Origin of the sequence: Streptomyces scopuliridis RB72 (assembly GCF_000718095.1) — a bacterium.
Taxonomy (GTDB): Bacteria; Actinomycetota; Actinomycetes; order Streptomycetales; family Streptomycetaceae; genus Streptomyces; species Streptomyces scopuliridis.
Map to the genome: position 1 here is coordinate 341,225 of NZ_JOEI01000002.1, position 18,913 is coordinate 360,137.

Below are 18,913 nucleotides of genomic sequence, written 5' to 3' on the forward strand. Positions count from 1 at the left end.
TCGTCACTGCCCTGGTTGTCCGGTGAGCCGGTTGGCGAGTTCCGCGATCGTGGGGAAGTCGAAGAGCATCCCCAGGTCGTCCTCCGAGTCCTGTTCGAGACCGATCTCCTGGCGGATCATCGTCAGGATGCGTACCGCGTGCAGCGAATCTCCGCCCAACTCGAAGAAGTTGTCGTCGACCCCGAAGTCGTCCCGTTCGAGCACGCCGGCCCACATCCGCATCAGCCGGCTCTCCAGCTCGTCGCGCGGCGCGGTCTGCTCCTTGGACTCCGGCTCGGCCCACGGGGTGGGCAGGGCACTCCGGTCGACCTTGCCGTTGGCGCTGAGCGGCACCGTGTCGATGAAGAGGAAGTGGTGGGGAACCATGTAGCCCGGCAGCAGTTCCCCGACGGCGGCGCGGACGCCCGCGGCGCGGTCGGTGTCGGTCGTACCGGCGGCCGGGACCGCCCTGTCCTCGGCCACGAGATGCGCGACGAGCTGACGTCCGCCGGTCGCCGGGTTGCTCTCCACCCCCACCAGGGCGTCGGCGACGCCCGGCGCGGAGCGCAGCACCGCCTCGATCTCGCCGAGCTCGATGCGGTATCCGTTGAGCTTCACCTGGAAGTCCGCACGTCCGAGGAAGTCGATGTCCCCACCCGGCAGGTAGCGGCCGAGGTCCCCGGTGCGGTACAGCCGTTCGCCGGTCAGCGGATGGACGACGAAGCGCTCCGCGCTCAGCTCGGGCGCTCCCCAGTAGCCCCGGGCCACGCCCACTCCGCCGATACAGATCTCGCCCGTGGTCCACACCGGGCACGGTTGGAGGTGCTTGTCGAGTACGTGCAGGGTCTGGTTGGCGAGGGGCTTGCCGTACGGGATCCGCGTCCATTCCGGCGGCACGTCCCCGATCGGATGGTGCACGGACCAGATGGACGCCTCCGTGGCACCCCCCAGGCTCACCACCTCCGCCCGGGGATGCCGCGCCCGGACAGCCGTGGGAAGGGTGACGGGGATCCAGTCGCCGCTCAGCAGGACCAGCCGGACACTCGACTCGCCCCCGCTGTCGCGCCCCTCGGCGGCGCGGGCCTCGGTCCACGCCTGCATCAGGGCGGGGACCGAGTTCCAGACCGTCACGCCGTGGCGCCGTACCAGTTCGTCCCAGTGCAGCGGATCGTGCCCGCGGCCCCGGGCCGGCACGACCACCGCCGCTCCGGCCGCGAGCGCGCCGAACACGTCATAGACCGAGAGGTCGAAGCTCAGCGCCGACAGGGCGAGCACCCGGTCGTCCGGGCCCACCGCGAAACGCTCGTTCATGTCCTGGAGGGTGTTGGCCGCGGCCTGATGGTCGATCATCACGCCCTTGGGCTGTCCGGTCGACCCGGAGGTGAAGATGACGTAGGCCAGGTCGTCCGGACGGACATCGACCTCCGGGGGCGTGGTGGCGGCGCCGGTCACCTCGGGATCCGCCGCGGTGACGAGGTGGACACCGGCCGGCCAGTCGAGCTCGTCGCGCGCCCCGGGGGCCGTCACCACGATCCGCGCCCCGCCCCGCTCCAGCAGCAGGTGCCGCCGGGCGGCCGGCCAGTCCGGGCTGACCGGCAGATACGCGGCGCCCGACAGGGCGACGGCGAGCACGGCGACGACCTGGTCCACGCCCCTGTCGAGCACGACACCGATCAGCGTGTCCCGGGTGGCGCCCAGTTCAACCAGCCGGTGGGCCAGCCCGGCCGCGCCCTCCATGACCTCGCGGTAGCTGTGCGCGCCGTTCTCGTCGATCACCGCGGTCGCGTCGGGACAGGTGCGGGCCCGGGCCGCGACGAGTTCGCCGAGGGTACGGGCCGGGATCGGCGCGCCGGTGTCGTTGGCGGCGCGGCGCTCGTCCAACTGCCACTCGGGCAGTGCGGGCGATGTCGCCGGCTCCGTCCACGCGCCGGGGTCCGTGGCAAGCCGGTCCAGGGTGGCGCGGTAGGCGTCGAACATGTCGTCCAGCAGACCGGCGGGGAAGAGCGCCTCGACGGCGTCCCAGTTGAACAGCAGGTCGCCTCGCTCCTCGGTCACCTGGTGGTCCAGCCATACCTGGGGGGTCTGGGTGATGCCGTACATCTCGTCCCCGAAGAACCGGATCCCCTCCGAGGGGTCCTCGCCACCGGTCCCCAGCACGAGCGCGCTGGTGAAGACCACCGGCATCGAGGCACCGGGCCCACCGCCCGCGCGGCGGGACCGTTCGCGCAGCACCCGGACACCGCTGAACTCGGGGTGCTCCAGGTCCCGCATGAGCTGCTGCTGGAGCCGCCGCACTCGGGGGGCGAACGCCTCATCCGGGCGCGCCGACAGCGCGAGGAGGGTGACGGATGTGAAGTCGCCGATGAGTTCGCCCATGCGCGGGTGGGACTGCGGGCGGTTGAACAGGGTCAGGTCGAGCGTGAAGTCGGGCTCGCTCGACCAGGTCCGCAATACGTCCGCGTAGGCGGCCATGAGCACGGCGGACGGGGTGACCCCGAACTGCCGGGCGAACTCCTTGACGGCTGTCCACCGCGCGGCCGGCAGCCGGCCGCCGCGATGGCCGAACTCGGGCCGGCCGATCGTGCTGGGCTGCACGGCAAGCGGCAGGGCCGGCGCCGGCGGCAGCTCGGGCAGCCGGTCGAGCCAGTACTTCTCCGCTGCCCGGTAGCGGCCGCCCTCCTGCGCCGCCGCCTCGGCCAGCACATGGTCGCGGTAGGAGAGGTCCAGCGGCTCCGGCGACCAGTCGGCGTCCTCGTAGAAGCGGCGCCAGTCCTGGAAAAGCAGATACATGCTGTAGCCGTCGAGGATCAGGGTGTCGAGGCTGATGTGCAGGCGCAGGAGATCGTCCCCGAGCCGGGAGGCGCGGATGTCGAACAGCGGCCAGCGGTCAGCGGGCAGGACCTGGTGGTCCATCTCGTCCCGGGTACGCAGGATCTCCTGCGCCTGCTTCTCCGGCACCAGGCCGCGCAGATCGGCGACGGGCATCCTGTACGCGGGGACCTCCGGCAGAACGCGCTGCGTGCCGTCGGGGCCGATGACCGCACGGAGCATGTCGTGGCGGGCGATGACCGCCCGGAGGCTGCTCTCCAGCCGGTCCTGGTCCAACCCCTCGCGTTCGAGTTCGAAGTAGATGTGGGTGGACACACCGCCGAGTTCGACCGCGGACCCGCGGCCGACCCAGTAGGCGTGCTGGATGTCGGTCAGCGGGAAGGGTTCGTGGCGGTCGGCCGGCCGGGGCACGACGGCACCCGCTTCCGGGCTCGCCGTCACGCCCCGGAGCATCGCGATGAGATCGTCGCGCCGCTCGCGCAGTTCGTCCCGCAGCTGCGCGGTCAGCGCACCGGCCGGGGCCACCACGTCCAGTCGGCCGTCGGTCAGGCGCAGCTTGATACCGCGCGTACGCAGTGTGCCGAGCAGGTCCTGAGTCACCGTGGATCGTCCTCCTCCGTCTCGCGCCGCCGCGGTCACCGGGCCCGCCGGCCGCGATGCGGTGTGCTGTCCAGGGCGTCGGCGACGATGTTCACCGATGCGCCGACGAGCAGTGTGTGGTGGGTTCCGGGAACGCTCAGGCTGTCCACGGCACCGGTGGTCAGCGCGGACCAGCCCCAGTCGGGGGCCGTCGCGAAGGGGTGGCCGGCGAACTCGCCGACCTGGCCGTCCCGGGCCCGCAGCACCGTGATGTCGGCGGCGACCGGGGACGCGGTGTAGCGGTCGCAGCCCTCCACCACGGCCCGGAACACCGCGAAGGTGTCGGCCAGTTCCTCACGGTCCGGCCCGGTGTCGGCCGGGCCCCGCGCACGGAGCGCATCGAGCGCGCGGCCGAGCCGGACGGACGCCGGGGGCCCCTCGGGCCCGGGCAGTTCCGCGGCGCCGGGGGCGTGCGGGTCGAAGCCGATGTCGAGGTCCTCAAGGAACCAGAGCAGCAGCTGCGTCTCGTCGGCGTTCGTGCGCGGTGCCACCGGCGCGGGCGAGTCGATCACCGCCAGCCGCTCGACCCGGTCGCCGCGCGCCTCCAGCAGCCGGACCACCTCGGCCGCGATCACGGCGCCCGAGGACCAACCGCCCAGCCGGTACGGGCCCTGCGGCCGGACCTCCGTCAGCGCCGCGACATAGAGGGCGGCCAGCTCCGGCACGCTGTCCACCGGCTCCTGGCCGATTGCGGGGCCGGGGGCCTGGAACGCGAAGAACGGCCGGTCTCGTGCTTCGGCCAGCGACCGGTAGCACAGCACGTTGCCGCCCGCCGGATGGACGAAGAACCAAGGCTCCTCGTCTCCGTCGGACGACCGCAGCTGGACCAGCGGCGTCCAGTCGCTCTGCCGGGTGTCGAGCCAGTCGGACAGTCCGGCGACGGTGGGGTGCTCCAGCAACGTGCCCATCGGGACGCGGTGTCCCAGCCGGCGGACGATCTGCCCGATCACCCGCAGCGCGGTGAAGGACTGCCCGCCCAGGTCGAAGAAGTCGTCGTGCACCCCGATCGGCTCGCGCGCCAGAACCGACTGCCAGATCTCCACCAGCGTGCGCTCGGTGGCGTTCCTGGGTTCGGCGGGGAGGTGCCCGCCGTCGATGTCGGCCGGGCTCAGGGCCTCCAGGGCCTTGCGGTCCAGTTTGCCGTTCGAGGTCAGTGGTAGGCGTTCGAGCACGGCGACATGGCTGGGCACCATGTAGCCGACCAGCCGCTCGGCGAGCGCGGCCTGGACCGCGGCCGGCACCGGCGCGGGGCAGCCCTCCTTGGCGGTCACGAAGGCCGCCAGCTGCTTACCGGAGTCGGTCCCTCGCGCCACGACAGCCGCCTGCCCGATCTCCGGGAGGTCCAGCAGCGCGTGCTCGACCTCGCCGGGTTCGACGCGGAATCCCTGGATCTTCACCTGGAAGTCCATCCGGCCGAGGAACTCGATGTCCCCGCCGGGGAGACGGCGCCCGAGGTCTCCGGTGCGGTACAGCCGTTCGCCGGTGACCGGGTGGGACACGAAGGCGGACGCCGTCTTCTCCGCGTCGCCCAGGTATCCGAGGGCGACGCCCGCGCCGCCGATGAAGAGCTGTCCCGTGACCTGGTCCGGGACGTCGCGGCCGAGTTCGTCGAGGACGTGCCAGCTCTGGTTGGCGAGCGGTTTCCCGTAGGGGATGCTCGTCCAGTCGGGGTCGGTCCGGTCGATGGGGTAGCAGATGGACCAGATCGACGCCTCGGTGGCGCCGCCGAGGCTGATCACCCGGGCATTGGGCGCGATCGCGCGGATCCGGTCCGGAAGTCCGACGGGGATCCAGTCGCCGCTCAGCAGGACCGTGCGCAGCCCGGGGAACCGCAGTCCCGCTCCCTCGGCCTCCTCGACGAAGAGCTGCATGAGGGCGGGCACGGAGTTCCAGACCGTGACCCCCCGCTCCCGGACGGTACGGGTCCAGGCGGCGGGGTCGGGCCGGCCGGGTTCGGCGAGTACGAGTGCGGCGCCGGCGTCCAGGGCGCCGAAGATGTCGTAGACCGACAGGTCGAACCAGAGCGAGGAGATGCCGAACAGGACGTCGTCCGAGGTCACGCCGAAGCGGCGGTTGATCTCGGTGACGGTGTTGAGCGGCCCGCGGTGGTCGAGCATCGCCCCCTTGGGGCGGCCCGTGGAGCCCGACGTGTAGATGACGTAGGCGAGGTCGCCCGGCTGCCGGGTCGTCTCCGGCGGCTCCCCCGCCGGGGCGGGGCCGGCCTCACCGGCCTCCGGTGCGTCGACGGCCAGCACGGGCACGCTCGTGAGCGCGGTGAGCGTGTCCAGCCGGGCCCGGCTGGTGAGGACGGCGGCGGCCCCGGTGTCCTGGAGCACGTAACGGAGCCGGTCCGGCGGCCAGCCGGGGTCGACCGGCACATAGGCGGCGCCGGCGGTCAGCACGCCCAGCACCGACGCGGTCTGCTCCCATCCCGGCGGCGCGGCGACGGCGACCAGGGCGCCGGGCGCGACACCGGACTCACGGAGCGTCCGGGCGATCCGCTCGGCGCATCCCGCGAGGGCCTCGTAGGTAAGGGTGCGGCCCGCCGTGATGACGGCGGGGTGGCCGGGCCGGCGGGCCGTCTGCCGGGCGAGGGAGTCGTGCAGCAGCCCCGGGGGCACCGGCCCTGACGGGGCGTTGAGTGCGGCGTGCCGGGCGCGCTGCGCGTCGGGGAGCGGGTCGAAGGCCCGCTGCTGCCATGCCTCGTCGCTCTCGGCGAGTTGCATGACGATACTGCGGTAGCCCTCCTGCATGGCGTCGATGAGCCCCGGCGGGAACATGTCCTCGATGACGTCCCAGATGACCCACAGACTGCCGTCCCGCAGGTCCCAGAACTCGCAGTCGATGAGTGTCTGCGGAGTTTCGAGCAGGCTGTGCACAGGACGTTCGGCCGCTCCGACGAACAGCGCGCTGCCGACGGCGTACGGGCATACGGCCTTGCCCGGTGTGCGGCGGTGCTGGTTGAGCGCCTGGAGCACCTTCACGCCGCTCCAGTAGACGTGTTCAACGTCGGAGAGGACCTGGGCCTGGAGACGGCGGACCCGGTCCTGGAAGCCCTCCTCGTGCCGCCAGTCGATCTCCAGCGGATACAGGGAGGCGAAGTTGCCGAACACCTCGCTCATCTGTGGGTGCAGTGGGAGCCGGTGGGTGATCATATTGTTGAGCAGGAAGTGGCGGGACCCGCTCCAGAACGCCAGGACCTCCGCGTGCACGCCGCACAGCACGTTGGTCGTGGTGAGGTTGCGTGAGGCGGACTTCTCCTTGAGCGACGCCCAGACGTCGGGAGGGAAGAGCAGCTCCCGGCGTTCCAGCCGGGAGCGCCGTCGCGGGTCGGCGCCGGCCGCGAGCGGTATCTCCGGTGCGGCGGGCCAGTCGGCGATCCGGTCGGTCCAGTACTTCTTCGACGCCCGGCCGAGCGGGGACTCCTCCAGCTCGGCCAGGGCGAGCACGCAGTCCCGGTAGCTGATCTCCAGTTCGGGCGGGGTCTCCCCGGGATTCTCGTAGCGCCGCAGCACGGCGCTGATGAACCGCAGGGTCGCCGGGGCGTCACTGAAGAGATTGTTGTTGTTGTAGTGGAGCTTGGCGGTATCGTCCGGCAGCAGGCTGACCCGCATGTCCACCCAGGGCCAGCGGTCGTGCACGGGCTCGCGGCGCTTCATCGAGTCGCGGACCCGTTCGATGTGCGCCTGTGCCCGGGCCGCATCCAGGTGCCGGACGTCGAACACCTCGATACGGGCGGGACCCGGGTCACGGACCGTCTGGAGCCGCAGATCCTCCCGGACCACGACCAGATTCCGCCGCTGGTACTCCAGTTCCTGGTTGAGCGCCTTCTCCAGGCGCCCGGGGTCCGCCTCGGCGAGGTCGTACTCCATGTACTGGTGGGGCCGCACGTAGTACTCGAACCCCTCCCTGCCGCCCATGATGAACGACATCTGAAGGTCCGACGGGGCGAACGGCTCGTAGAGGTGCTTCTCGTCCGGTGTGACGACGGGCAGCTCGGCCTCCTGCTCCCGGCGGGTCCGGGCGCCGTCGAGCCAGACGATGAGCTCCTGCTTGTGCCGGCCGATCCGCTCCCGGAGATCGCCGGTGAGCCCTCCCTTGGGGGCGATCACCTCGATCCGGTCCCCCGGTGCGAGCCGCAGTCTGATGCCGGCCATGGCGAGATCGTCGAGCAGGGCCGGGACCGAACGGGATCCGCTTTCAGGCACAGCGGTTTCTCCTTGTCCGCCAGTTGACGAGTCATAGGGCAGTCGAGGTGGGGCCGGGGCGGTCACAGCGTCAGCACCTCGGTCTCCGCGCCGTCGTCCAGCACGTCGTCGTCGGTGGCGAGCACGCTCATGGTCGTCAGCTGCCGACAGATCAGCCCGGCGATCTCCAGGGCCGTACCGCCCCCGAAGAGGTAGTCCGCCGACACGTCGGCGGAGAAGTCGGCGCGGAGCCGGTTGCGGAGCCGGATCGTGGTCAGTGAGTCGAAGCCCAGCTCGTTGAGGTGCCTGTACCGGAAGGTGGGGCGTATCGCGTCCCGCTCCTTCGCGGACATCCCGAGGAGCACGGCCACCACGTCCAGCAGCCGTTCGAGGGCGACCTCCTGTGCCTCCTCGGGCCGGGCGAGGACCAGTTCGGCCAGGCCGGGCCCGCTGTCGGCCCCCGTGCCCGCATCGGCGGCCGCCGACGGGCCGAGCGGCACGACATCGCCGAGCAGCGTGTCCGGAAGCCGCCGGACGCCGGCGGCCGCGTACCGCCGCCAGTCGATGGCGGCCAGCGCGACGTGTGCGGGACCGTCCGCGGGAACACGGTCGAGGGCATGCAGTGCCTCGTCGGCCGACATGCCGTGGATGCCCGATGCGGCGAACCGCTCCACGAGGCCTCCGTCGACCGCCATGCCCGTGTCCGCCCAGGTTCCCCAGCCCACGCTCAGGGCGGGCAGCCCCTGGTGCCGTCGGTGGCCGGCGAGCGCGTCCAGGAAGGTGTTGGCCATCAGATAGCCCGGCTGCCCGGTCAGGCCGATCAGCGCCCCCAGGGCCGAGTAGAGGACGAAGAAGTCGAGTTCGAGATCCTGGGTGCGGCGATGCAGATTCCAGGCACCCCTGACCTTTGGATCCATCACCTGGCTGAGCTGTGACCAGTCGGCCCGCTCCAGGACGCCCTCGGCGTTGATGCCGGCCGCGTGCACCACGCCGCGCAACGGCGGCAGTTCGGCGTGCGCATACGCCAGGACGCGCTCGGCAGCAGCTGTGTCCGCCACGTCGGCGGTCCGGAGTTCGATACGGACTCCACGCGCCCGCAGTGCCGCCACCTCAGGCGGCGTCTCGGCGGGCAGCGTACGGCCGACGAGCAGCAGGCACTCCGCTCCCTTGTCGGCCAGCCAGGCGGCGGTGGCCAGACCGAGGCCCCCCAGACCGCCGGTGATCAGATAGGTGGCGCCGCCACGGACCGCCACCGGTTCCTGTGCGGCGGCTCGTGACGCTTCGTCGGCCGGTGCTCCGCCCTCTTCCCCATCGCGCAGGCGGGCCTCGTACCACTGTCCGTCGCGCACCGCGAGATGGCCCGAACCCCCGAGTGCCGACACCTCGTCGAGGATCTCCTCAGGGGCGGGCATCGGCTCCGCGGGTGCGAGGTCGATCTGTACGCAGCTCAGGTCCGGGTACTCGGCGATGACCGACCGGGTCAGGGCGGTCAGGACGGACTGTGTGAGTTCCGGCGCCCGGCCGCCGACAGCAACGGCGTCGCCGTCCGGCACCGCCGCTCCCGCCGAGCAGATGACGATCTCGGGGCGCTCGGCCGCGAAGGCCCGCAAGAAGCCGGCGAGCAGCGTGGTGGTCCGGCGGGCCAGCCGGTAGGTGGCCTCGACGACGTCGTCGGCTCCGGCGTCGCCGGGCTCCGCGAGGAGGATCAGTCCGGCGACAGGCTGTCCCGTTCCGCCGCGTACCGTGTCGAGCATCCGCCGCACGTCGCTGTCCGAGACAGCGTCCACATGGAACGCTCCGGAGTCCGCCCGCGGTGCGGCGGCGCCGGTGACCACGGCGACAGCCGTGACACCGAGCGCGGCCAGCCGGTCGCACCAGTCGGCGGTCGCCCCGGGGTCGGTTCCGCACACGAGCCAGGTGCCGACCCGCGCGCGTGGGGCGGCCGCGGTCCCCGGCCGGTCGGGCCGACGCTGCCAGGTCAGCGCATAGCGGCGGGGAGACGGGCTCGTCGCGGCACCGAGCATGGACCGAGGCACCGCGCGGAAGCGCAACCCCTCCACGGTGGCCAGGACTTCGCCGCTCTCCGTGGACACCTCCAGGTCGAGCGACACCTCCCCGGAGACCGTCGTCGCGCGCCGGCGGGCATGGCACTCGACCCGGGCCGGGAGCGGCGCGTAGACATCGATCCGGTCGACGGAGGCGGGTACGCGCAGCGTGTCGTCGTCGGCGGTGAATGCCACCACCGTCTGGAAGCAGGCGTCGAGTACGACCGGGTGCAGCAGGTAGGTGTCCTGGTCCCGGGCGGCTTCGTCGGCGACGATCAGCGCGTGCGCCCGGTCTCCGTCGCGCCGGACGCGGCGCAGCGCGCGGTAGGCCGGCCCGTAGTCGAGGCCGATTCCCCGGAAGGCGTCGTACAGACGCCCGGTGGCCTCCTCGGTCATGTCCGCTGTCGGCCCCGGCCTGTCCACCGGGGCCGGGCGCGGCCGCTCACCGGGGCCGGCGCTCGCCACGGTGGCGTGCTCGGTCCAGCCTCCGTCGGATGCGTACGGGGCCTCGTGCCCGGGCTGCCTGCTGAGGCAGCGCACCCGGTGGGCGCGCTCGGTCGCCTCGGCCACGGCCTGCACGGTGAGCGCGGTTCCGTCGTCCGGGAACGCCAGGAACGCATTGAAGGTCACGTCCCGCAGCGTCCAGGCAGTGGGCTCGGGACGGGTCGCGGACCGTACGGCGGCCAGTGCCCACTCCAGCATCGCGCTGCCGGGCAGCACGGACCGTCCCGAGACGCGGTGCTCTCGGACGAACCAGGGCCGATCGGCGGAGAGCTCCTGGGAGAACCAGCGGTCGCCGGTGACGGCGAGATCGATGCCCGCGCCGAGCAGCGGATGGTCCAGGGATCCGCCCCGTCCGCCGGCCGGTCGGCGGACCGCGTCCGGGCCCTCCAGCCAGTAACGGCGGCGCTGGAAGGGGTACGTGGGCAGGTCGACCAGACCAGTCGCGGCGTCATGGCCGAGGCTGGGGCGAGCCACGGCGGTGTTGGCGACATGGGCCTCGGCGAGCGCCATCGCGAGCGTGCGTGCCTCCGGCCTCTCCCGCCGGAGCACAGCTGTCAGGGTCGGGGTGGGACCGGTGCCCGTGACGCAGTCCTCGACCAGCGCGGTGAGGGTGGCGTCGGGACCGAGTTCGAGGAAGGTGGTCACACCCTCGTCGAGCAGGCTGTTCACACCGTCCATGAACCTGACGGCGTGCCGGAGCTGGCGGGTCCAGTAGTCGGGGGAGCACAGCTCGCCGGCGGAGGCGGGCCTGCCCGTCAGGTTGGAGACGACGGGTATGCGGGGCGGGCTGAAAGCAACGGTCCCGGCCACGGCACGGAACTCGTCCAGGACACCGTCCATCATCATGGAGTGGAACGCGTGGCTCACGCGCAGGCGAGTGGTCCGCCGCCCCCGTGTCTTCCAGTAGGCGGCGACCTTCTCGACGGTCATGTCCTCCCCCGAGATCACCACGGATCGGGGTGAGTTCACGGCGGCGACGGTGGCGCTGCCGTCGAACTCGCCGAGGCAGCCGCGCATCTCCGCCTCGCTGATCTCGATCGCGACCATGCCACCGGAATCGGGGGCGGCCTCCATGAGCCGGGCGCGGGCGGCGACAAGAACGCACGCGTCGGCGAGAGTCAGCACTCCGGCAGCGTGCGCGGCGCTGATCTCCCCCACCGAGTGACCGATGAGGAAGTCGGGAACGGGACCGAGGGACCGGACGAGCCGGTAGAGGGCGGTCTCCAGGGCGAACAAAGCGGGCTGGGCGTATGCCGTGCGATGGAGCAGCTCCGCCTCGTCGGATCCCGGAGAAGAGAACATCAGTTCACGCAGGGGACGGTCGAGATGCGCGTCGAAATGGCCGCAGACCTCATCCAGTGCCTCGGCGAAGACAGGGTAGGTGCGGTACAACTCCGCGCCCATACCCGGGCGTTGTGCACCCTGCCCGGAGAACAGGAACGCTGTCCTGCCGCGTCCCGGGCCGGACTGGACCAACTGTGGGGCCGCTTCGCCCCGGGCGAGTGCTTCGAGTCCGGTGAGGAGTTCCGCCCGGTCCTCCCCCACCACCGTGGCCCGGTGATCGAACAACGCACGCGTCGTCGCCAACGACCACCCCACATCCGCCGCCAACACCTCCGGCCGCTCCTCCAAAAACACCCGCAAACCCGCCGCCTGCGCCCGCAACGCCACATCCGAAACAGCCGACAAACACCACACCACCGGCCCCAACCCACCAAACCCCGACCCCGACCCCGAGCCACCGGACACCGGCCCACCGGACACCCGCACCACACCACCAGACCCCGAACCCCGACCCCCCACCACACACTCCGGAGCCTCCTCCAAAATCACATGCGCATTCGTCCCACTAATACCGAACGCCGACACACCCGCACGCCGCCGCCCACCCGAACCCGGCCACTCCACCAACTCCCCCGGAACCTCAACACTCCCCGAACCCCAATCCACATGCTCCGACAACACACCCGCATACAACGACCCAGGCACCAAACCCGCCCGCATCCCCAACACCATCTTGATCACACCAGCCAACCCCGCAGCAGCCTGCGCATGACCAAAATTCGACTTCAACGACCCCAACAACAAAGGACGCTCACGACCCACCCCATACGTCGCCAACAACGCACCCGCCTCAATCGGATCCCCCAACGCCGTCCCCGTCCCATGCCCCTCCACCACATCAACCCCCGACGCCGAAACCCCCGCATCCCGCAACGCCGCCTCAATCACACGCACCTGCGCCCGACCACTCGGCGCCGTCAACCCATTACTCGCCCCATCCTGATTCACCGCAGAACCCACAACCACCCCCAACACCGGATGACCCAAACGCACCGCATCACTCAACCGCTCCAACACCAACGACGCAGCACCCTCACCCCACACCGTCCCATCAGCACCCGCACCAAACGCCTTACACCGACCATCCACCGCCAACCCACGCTGACGACTGAACTCCACAAACATCCCCGGACGCGGCATCACCGTCGCACCCGCCGCCAACGCCAGATCACACTCACCCCGACGCAACGCCCCACACGCCAAATGCAACGCCACCAACGACGACGAACACGCCGTATCCACCGTCAACGCCGGCCCCTCCAAACCCAACACATACGCAATACGACCCGACGCAACACTCACCGTATTACCCGTCAACAAAAAACCCTCAACCCCACCCGACGCCTCATGCAAAAACGGACCATACCCACTATGAATAACCCCAGCAAAAACCCCCGTCCTACTCCCCCTCAACGACAAAGGATCAATACGCGCCCGCTCCACCGCCTCCCACGACGTCTCCAACAACAACCGCTGCTGAGGATCCATCGCCACCGCCTCACGCGGCGAAATACCAAAAAACCCCGCATCAAAATCCGCCACACCCCGAACAAACCCACCACGCCGCACATACGACGTCCCCACATGATCCGGATCAGGATGAAAAAGACCCTCCACATCCCAACCACGATCAACCGGAAAACCAGAAACCACATCCACCCCACCAGAAACCACACCCCACAAACCCTCCGGAGACACCACACCCCCCGGAAAACGACACCCCATACCCACCACCGCCACCGGCTCATGAACACGCTCCTCAACCTCACGAAGCCGCCGCTCAGCCCTATGAAGTTCAACCGTCCCCGTCAGCAGGGAGTGGAGATGCTCGACGACGGCGGCCGGGGTCGGGTGGTCGAACGTGAGGGTCGGCGAGAGACGCGTATCCAACTCGGCGCCGAGCCGGTCACGGAACTCCACCGCGCTCAGCGAGTCGAAGCCCAGTTCCTTGAAGCTGCGCGTGGTGACGACGGTGTCGTCGGTCCCGTAGCCCAGGACCATGCCGACCGTGTCCCGCACGAGGCTCATCAGCCGGCGGTGGTCCTGGACACCCTGCGTGCGGAGCGACGGGGAGGTCGCCGGGCCCGCGGGCGCCGGCACGGCCCCAGCGGGCGGAGCGGCTTCTGCCGCCCTCTCCAGCTCGGCCCCGGACCGTCCGGGCTCCGACCCGTCGACGGACCAGTGGCTCCGACGCCGGAACGCGTAGCCGGGCAGCGCAACCCGTCGGCCGCCCGGGAACACGGCCGCCCAGTCCACGTCACAGCCTTGGGAGTGCGCGACGGCCAGCGCGGCGACGGCGGAAGCGGGTTCCGGCCTGCCGCCGCGCAGGGCGGAGACGAAGGCCGCGCCGTGCGGATCGGAGAGGGCGTCACGCGCCAAGGGGGCGAGCACCGCGTCCGGCCCGAGTTCGAGATAGGTGGTACAGCCCATGTCGCGGAGCGTCAGCAGTCCGTCATGGAAGCGGACGGGCTCGCGTATCTGCCGGACCCAGTGGTCCGGGGTGTCGATGCCGTCGACCACCCGGCCGGTCACGTTCGAGATCACCGGGATCGTGGGGGCGTGGAAGGTCAGGGTGTCGGCGACCTCCCTGAAGGCGTCCAGCATCGGCTCCATCCGTGCCGAGTGGAACGCGTGGCTCACCGTGAGCCGGCTGGTCCTGCGGCCGCGCGAGGCCCAGTGCGCCACGACGGCGGCGACGGCTTCCTCGTCGCCGGAGACGACCGCCGACCCCGGACCGTTGACCGCGGCGATCGAGACCCCGGTCCCTCGCAGCAGCGGCTCGACCTCGTCGACCGCCGCCTGGACGGCCGCCATCGCGCCGCCCTCGGGCAGCCGGTCCATGAGCGCCCCGCGTGCGGCGACCAGCGCGCAGGCGTCGGGCAGGGAGAGCACACCGGCGGCGTGGGCGGCGGCGAGTTCGCCGATGGAGTGGCCGATCAGACGACCGGGCACCACGCCCCAGTGCCCGAACAGCCGGAACAGCGCCACCGACACGGCGAACAGCGCCGGCTGTGTGTAGGCGGTACGGTCGAGCAGGGCGGCCTCCGCGGTGTCGGGCGCGGCCCACAGCACGTCCCGCAGCGGCCGGTCGAGCAGCCCGTCGAAGTGGGCGTGGATCTCGTCGAAGGCTTCCGCGAACGCCGGGTAGGTCTCGTACAGTTCGCGTCCGGCGCCGAGCCGTTGCGCGCCCTGGCCCGAGAACATGAAGGCGGTCGTCGCGGTTCCGGCCGCCGGGCCGACGGCCGAACCGAGCACCGTACGGGCCGACCGCGTGCCCCGCGCGAGGGCGTCCAGCCCCGCGAGGAAGTCGTCTCCGCCCGACGCGACGACGACCGCCCGGTACGGATGACGCGTCCGGGTGGTGGCCAGCGAGAAACCGGTGTCGACCGGGCTCAGTCCGGGATTGTTCGCCACGAACTCCTTGAGCCGAGCGGCCTGTTCGCCGACGTCCGAGGCGTCGCGTCCGGAGACCACCCAGGGCAGCGGACCTCGGGGGCTCGCCGGCAGGGACGTGTCGCGGGGGTCGGCCGCGTCCGTGCGGCCGGACATCGGTGCCTCCGCCAGGACGGCATGGGCGTTGGTGCCGCCCATGCCGAAGGAGCTGACGCCCGCGTACAGCGGCCGCTCGTCGCGCGGCCAGGAGGAGAGGCCGGTCGCGACGCTCAGGCGCAGGGTGTCGAGAGGGATGCGCGGATGGGCGGTTTCGAAGTTGAGGCTGGCGGGCACCTGGCGGTGCTCGATACAGAGCCCTGTCTTCAGCAGGCCGGCGATGCCCGCCGCGCCCTCCAGGTGCCCGATGTTGGTCTTGGCGGAGCCCACCAGCAGCGGCCTGCCCGGGCTCCTCGTGCTGCCGTACGCGGCGCCCAGGGCCGCCGCCTCGATCGGGTCGCCCACCGCGGTGCCGGTGCCGTGCAGTTCGACGTACTGCACGGCGTCCGGGTCGACACCGGCGTGCTCGCAGGCACGCAGCAGCACTGCCTCCTGGCCCTCGGCGCTCGGTACGGCCAGGCCGTCGGTGTCGCCGTCGTTGTTCATCGCGCTGCCCCGGATGACACAGTGCACCGGGTCGCCGTCCGCCAGCGCGCGGGACAGCGGCTTCAGCAGGACGACCACGCCGCCCTCACCCCGGACGTAGCCGTTGGCGCGCGCGTCGAAGGTGAAGCAGCGGCCGTCCGGTGAGAGAGCGCCGAACTTCTCGACGCTGGCGGTGCTGTCCGGATCGACGATGAGGTGGACACCTGCCGCGAGGGCCATGGCCGACTCGCCCTTGCGCAGGCTCTCGCACGCCAGGTGGACGGCGACGAGGGAGGAGGACTGGCCCGTGTCAACGGCGAGGCTGGGACCGCGCAGTCCCAAGGTGTGGGAGACGCGGTTCGCCAGGAGACCGCGCTGCGTCCCGCCGAGGGTGTGCCGGGTGATCCGGTCCGCCCCCAGGCGGCCCCGCAGTTTCGCGAAGTCGTCCGCCATGGCGCCCACGAAGACGCCCGTGCCGCTGCCTTCGAGCGCGGCGGGAGAGATCCGGGCGTCCTCGACGCACTCCCAGGCGAGCTCCAGCATCAACCGTTGTTGCGGATCTGTCGCGGCTGCCTCCATCGGAGAAATACCAAAGAAATCCGCGTCAAATCTGTCGACGTGCTTGAGAAACCCCCCGGTGGGTGTTGCGCGCCCCGGGTCCGGAGAGGATCCATGCACCGAAAGGGGCGGCAGAATCCGCCCCTCCGGCATTTCGGAGACGGCACTCGACCCATCGGCGAGCAGACGCCAGAAAGCCTCTGGATCCTCCGCTCCCGGAAGTCGGCACGCCCATCCGATGACAGCGATCGAATCCCCTGGAGCGCCGCGCTCTTCGCCCTTTCCATTCGGGGCTTCCGCGTCGGCGGAGTGCATGGCATCCATTCGTCGTGCTGCCCCACCGCGCATGCCACATACCCCCTGTCCACGAGCACCGAACCGTGGTGGAAACTTTCGCAGAGGCCGCTCCGATACGCACCTCCGATATTGCTCTACTCGGCTTTGCGCGTGGGGGTTTCGTCAATACTGCGATACGGAGAGCGCCTGCACGCCGCCGCCCCGATCAACACCGGTTCGGGAGGCGGAACTATTGAGGACGGCGTTAAATCCGAGGCGAATTGTCCGGCGTCCAGCAATCGCGCCAGGGCCGCCGTCCGGTGGTGCGCGGGCTCCTGCTCGGCGCATTCGGCCGCGTAAATGCCCAGGAGATTGTGGAAGCGGTACATGCCCTCGCCGGCCTCCTCCAGCAGATGGCAGTCGGCGAGCACGCCCAGCACCTGCTCCGCGTGCGCGAGGTCGCCGCCCATCAGTGCGGCACCGACGAGGGCAGTGATCATCTCGCCGTGGTACAGCCCGAGAAGCCGGAAGAGCCGTGCCGCGTCTGCGGGGAGCGCGTCGTACGCCACGGCGTACGCGGCCCGGAGACTGGCCGCCACATCGTCCTCGACAGCGAGACGGTCGAGGCGGCCCTCCTCAGCGGCGTGCTGCTGCGCCATGTCGGCCAATGTCAGCCGGGGGTGCTCGGCCAGGCCCTCGGCGGCGATCCGCAGGGCCAGTGGCAGGCGCCCGCACATCTCGGCGAGCCGGGCGGCGGCCTCCCACTGCCCCTCGACCCGCCCCGCACCGATCAGATAGGTGATCAGCCGCACGGACTCGGCCGAGGACAGGGGCTTGAGTGCGATGCGGTAGGCACCGTCCCTCACCACCAGTCCGCGTTGCACCCGCCGGCTGGTGACCAGCACACACGCCTGACCGCTCGGAATCAGCGGTCGCACCTGCTCCGCGTTCACGGCGTCGTCCAGCACCACCAGCACCCGCTTGCCGTGGAGCAGGCTGCGGTACAGCGTCGCGCGTCCCGCGAGGTCGTCGGGGAGACGTGACTTCGCCACGCCCAGACTGCCCAACAGCTGCGCCAGGGCGTCCATGGCGCTCAGCGTTCTCTGCCGCGAGGCTGCCCCGTACATGTCCACGTAGAGCTGGCCGTCCGGGAAACGGTCGCCGAGCTGCCGCGCCGCGTGCAGCGCGAGCGTCGACTTGCCGATGCCCGGGGCTCCTTCGATGACCACCAGCGTCGGGCGCATCTCGGGCCGTCCGCCGCCCTGGGCGGTGAGGGCCCCCAGCTCCGCCAGCTCCTCCGCGCGACCGACGAACCCACGTGCGCTGTAAGGGAGTTGAGCGGGGCGCACGGCCGGTACCGGGTCGACGGACGCGACCTTGACGGGGGCAGCGGTCTGACGGCCCTCGCGTATGGCCGCGATGTCCGTCACCCGCGAGACGAGGTCCGGGTGTCCGGCGAGGATCTGGGCGTGCAGGGACTGCAGTTCGGTCCCCGGTTCCAGTCCCAGTTCCTCACTGAGCAGACGTCGGGTCTCCCGGTACACGCCCAGTGCGTGCGCCCGGCGTCCGCTGCGGTACAGGCTCAGCATCAGGAACCAGCGCAGACGTTCACGCAACGGTTCCCTGGCCACCAGGTTGGAGAGCATGGGAACGGCCTCGGCATGCCGGCCCACGGCGAGCATGTCGGCGGCCCACTCCTCGACGGCGGTCAGGCGCAGTTCCGCGAGCCGGGTGCGCTCCATCTCCGCGAACGGACCGGGGACATTGGCGTAGGCATGGGCGTCGCCCCGCCATAAGCCCAGCGCCGCGTCGAACTCCCGCAGCGCTTCCTGGAGCTGCCCCTGGCCGTGCAGGCGCCGCGCCTCCGCGTGGTGCCGCTCGAACAGGGCGACGTCGACATGATCGGGGTCGAGGCACAGGGCGTAGCCGCCCCCGGAGGAGGTGAGCACTCCACCCGACGCACGGCGTCCGCGACCGGGTTCGAGTGCTCTGCGAAGACCGGCGACGTAAGTGTGCACACCGTTGACCGCGGTCTGCGGAACAGCACTGCCCCACACCGCGTCCACGATCTCCTCGACGCCCACGATCTCGTTGACGCGGCTCGCGAGGACCCCGACCACTGCACGCTGCTTCGGTGGCCCGAGCAGGACTTCCGCTCCGTCGCACCAAGCCCTCACTGACCCCAACAGTTCCAGCCGCATGTTCCCCCTCGTCGGACACGGCCGCCGGCCTCCCGACAACCCCTTGCAGCGCTCTGGCTCACGGGGTGAAGAGCGGTGTCCCGCTCAGCCAACCGTTCGCCTTCGATGGAACTCCGTTACGTCCACAATCAGCACAATGAGACGCAATTTCCACTCGCGTCCCACGACTTAGAACAAAGTATCTATCGCTCGAACACCTGTCACCGCTGACATTGCTCACCGCACACGTCCGTGCGCAAGAGGGCCCACCGCACCACGAGGGCCCACCACACCGCGAGGGACCCCGGGACCGGATGGGACCCGGCAGCGGCCGGGAACGGCAACGGGCACGGATCCC

Annotated in this window: 4 protein-coding genes; all 4 read right to left on the minus strand. The window is 71.0% G+C overall.

From position 1 onward, the window contains the following. Window positions 1-3: 3 nt before the first annotated feature. A complete protein-coding gene (locus tag IF11_RS0102705) occupies window positions 4-3,408 on the minus strand; it encodes a non-ribosomal peptide synthetase (protein WP_106979081.1) in 3,405 nt (1,134 codons plus the stop codon). A gap of 35 nt (window positions 3,409-3,443) precedes the next feature. Further along, the gene (locus IF11_RS0102710) at window positions 3,444-7,655 is read right to left on the minus strand and encodes a non-ribosomal peptide synthetase (protein WP_051745393.1); all 4,212 of its coding nucleotides are present in this window, start codon (window positions 7,653-7,655) and stop codon (window positions 3,444-3,446) included. A 62-nt stretch (window positions 7,656-7,717) separates the two neighbouring features. After that, the gene (locus IF11_RS0102715) at window positions 7,718-16,414 is read right to left on the minus strand and encodes a type I polyketide synthase (RefSeq protein ID WP_240627731.1); all 8,697 of its coding nucleotides are present in this window, start codon (window positions 16,412-16,414) and stop codon (window positions 7,718-7,720) included. Window positions 16,415-16,530: 116 nt separating this feature from the next. Next, a complete protein-coding gene (locus IF11_RS36315; protein ID WP_063759110.1) occupies window positions 16,531-18,495 on the minus strand; it encodes an AfsR/SARP family transcriptional regulator in 1,965 nt (654 codons plus the stop codon). Window positions 18,496-18,913 lie beyond the last annotated feature (418 nt).

Excerpts from the sequence above, each read along its gene's own strand:
- IF11_RS0102715 (WP_240627731.1), bottom strand. The coding sequence starts at position 16,414 with ATGCACTCCGCCGACGCGGAAGCCCCGAATGGAAAGGGCGAAGAGCGC.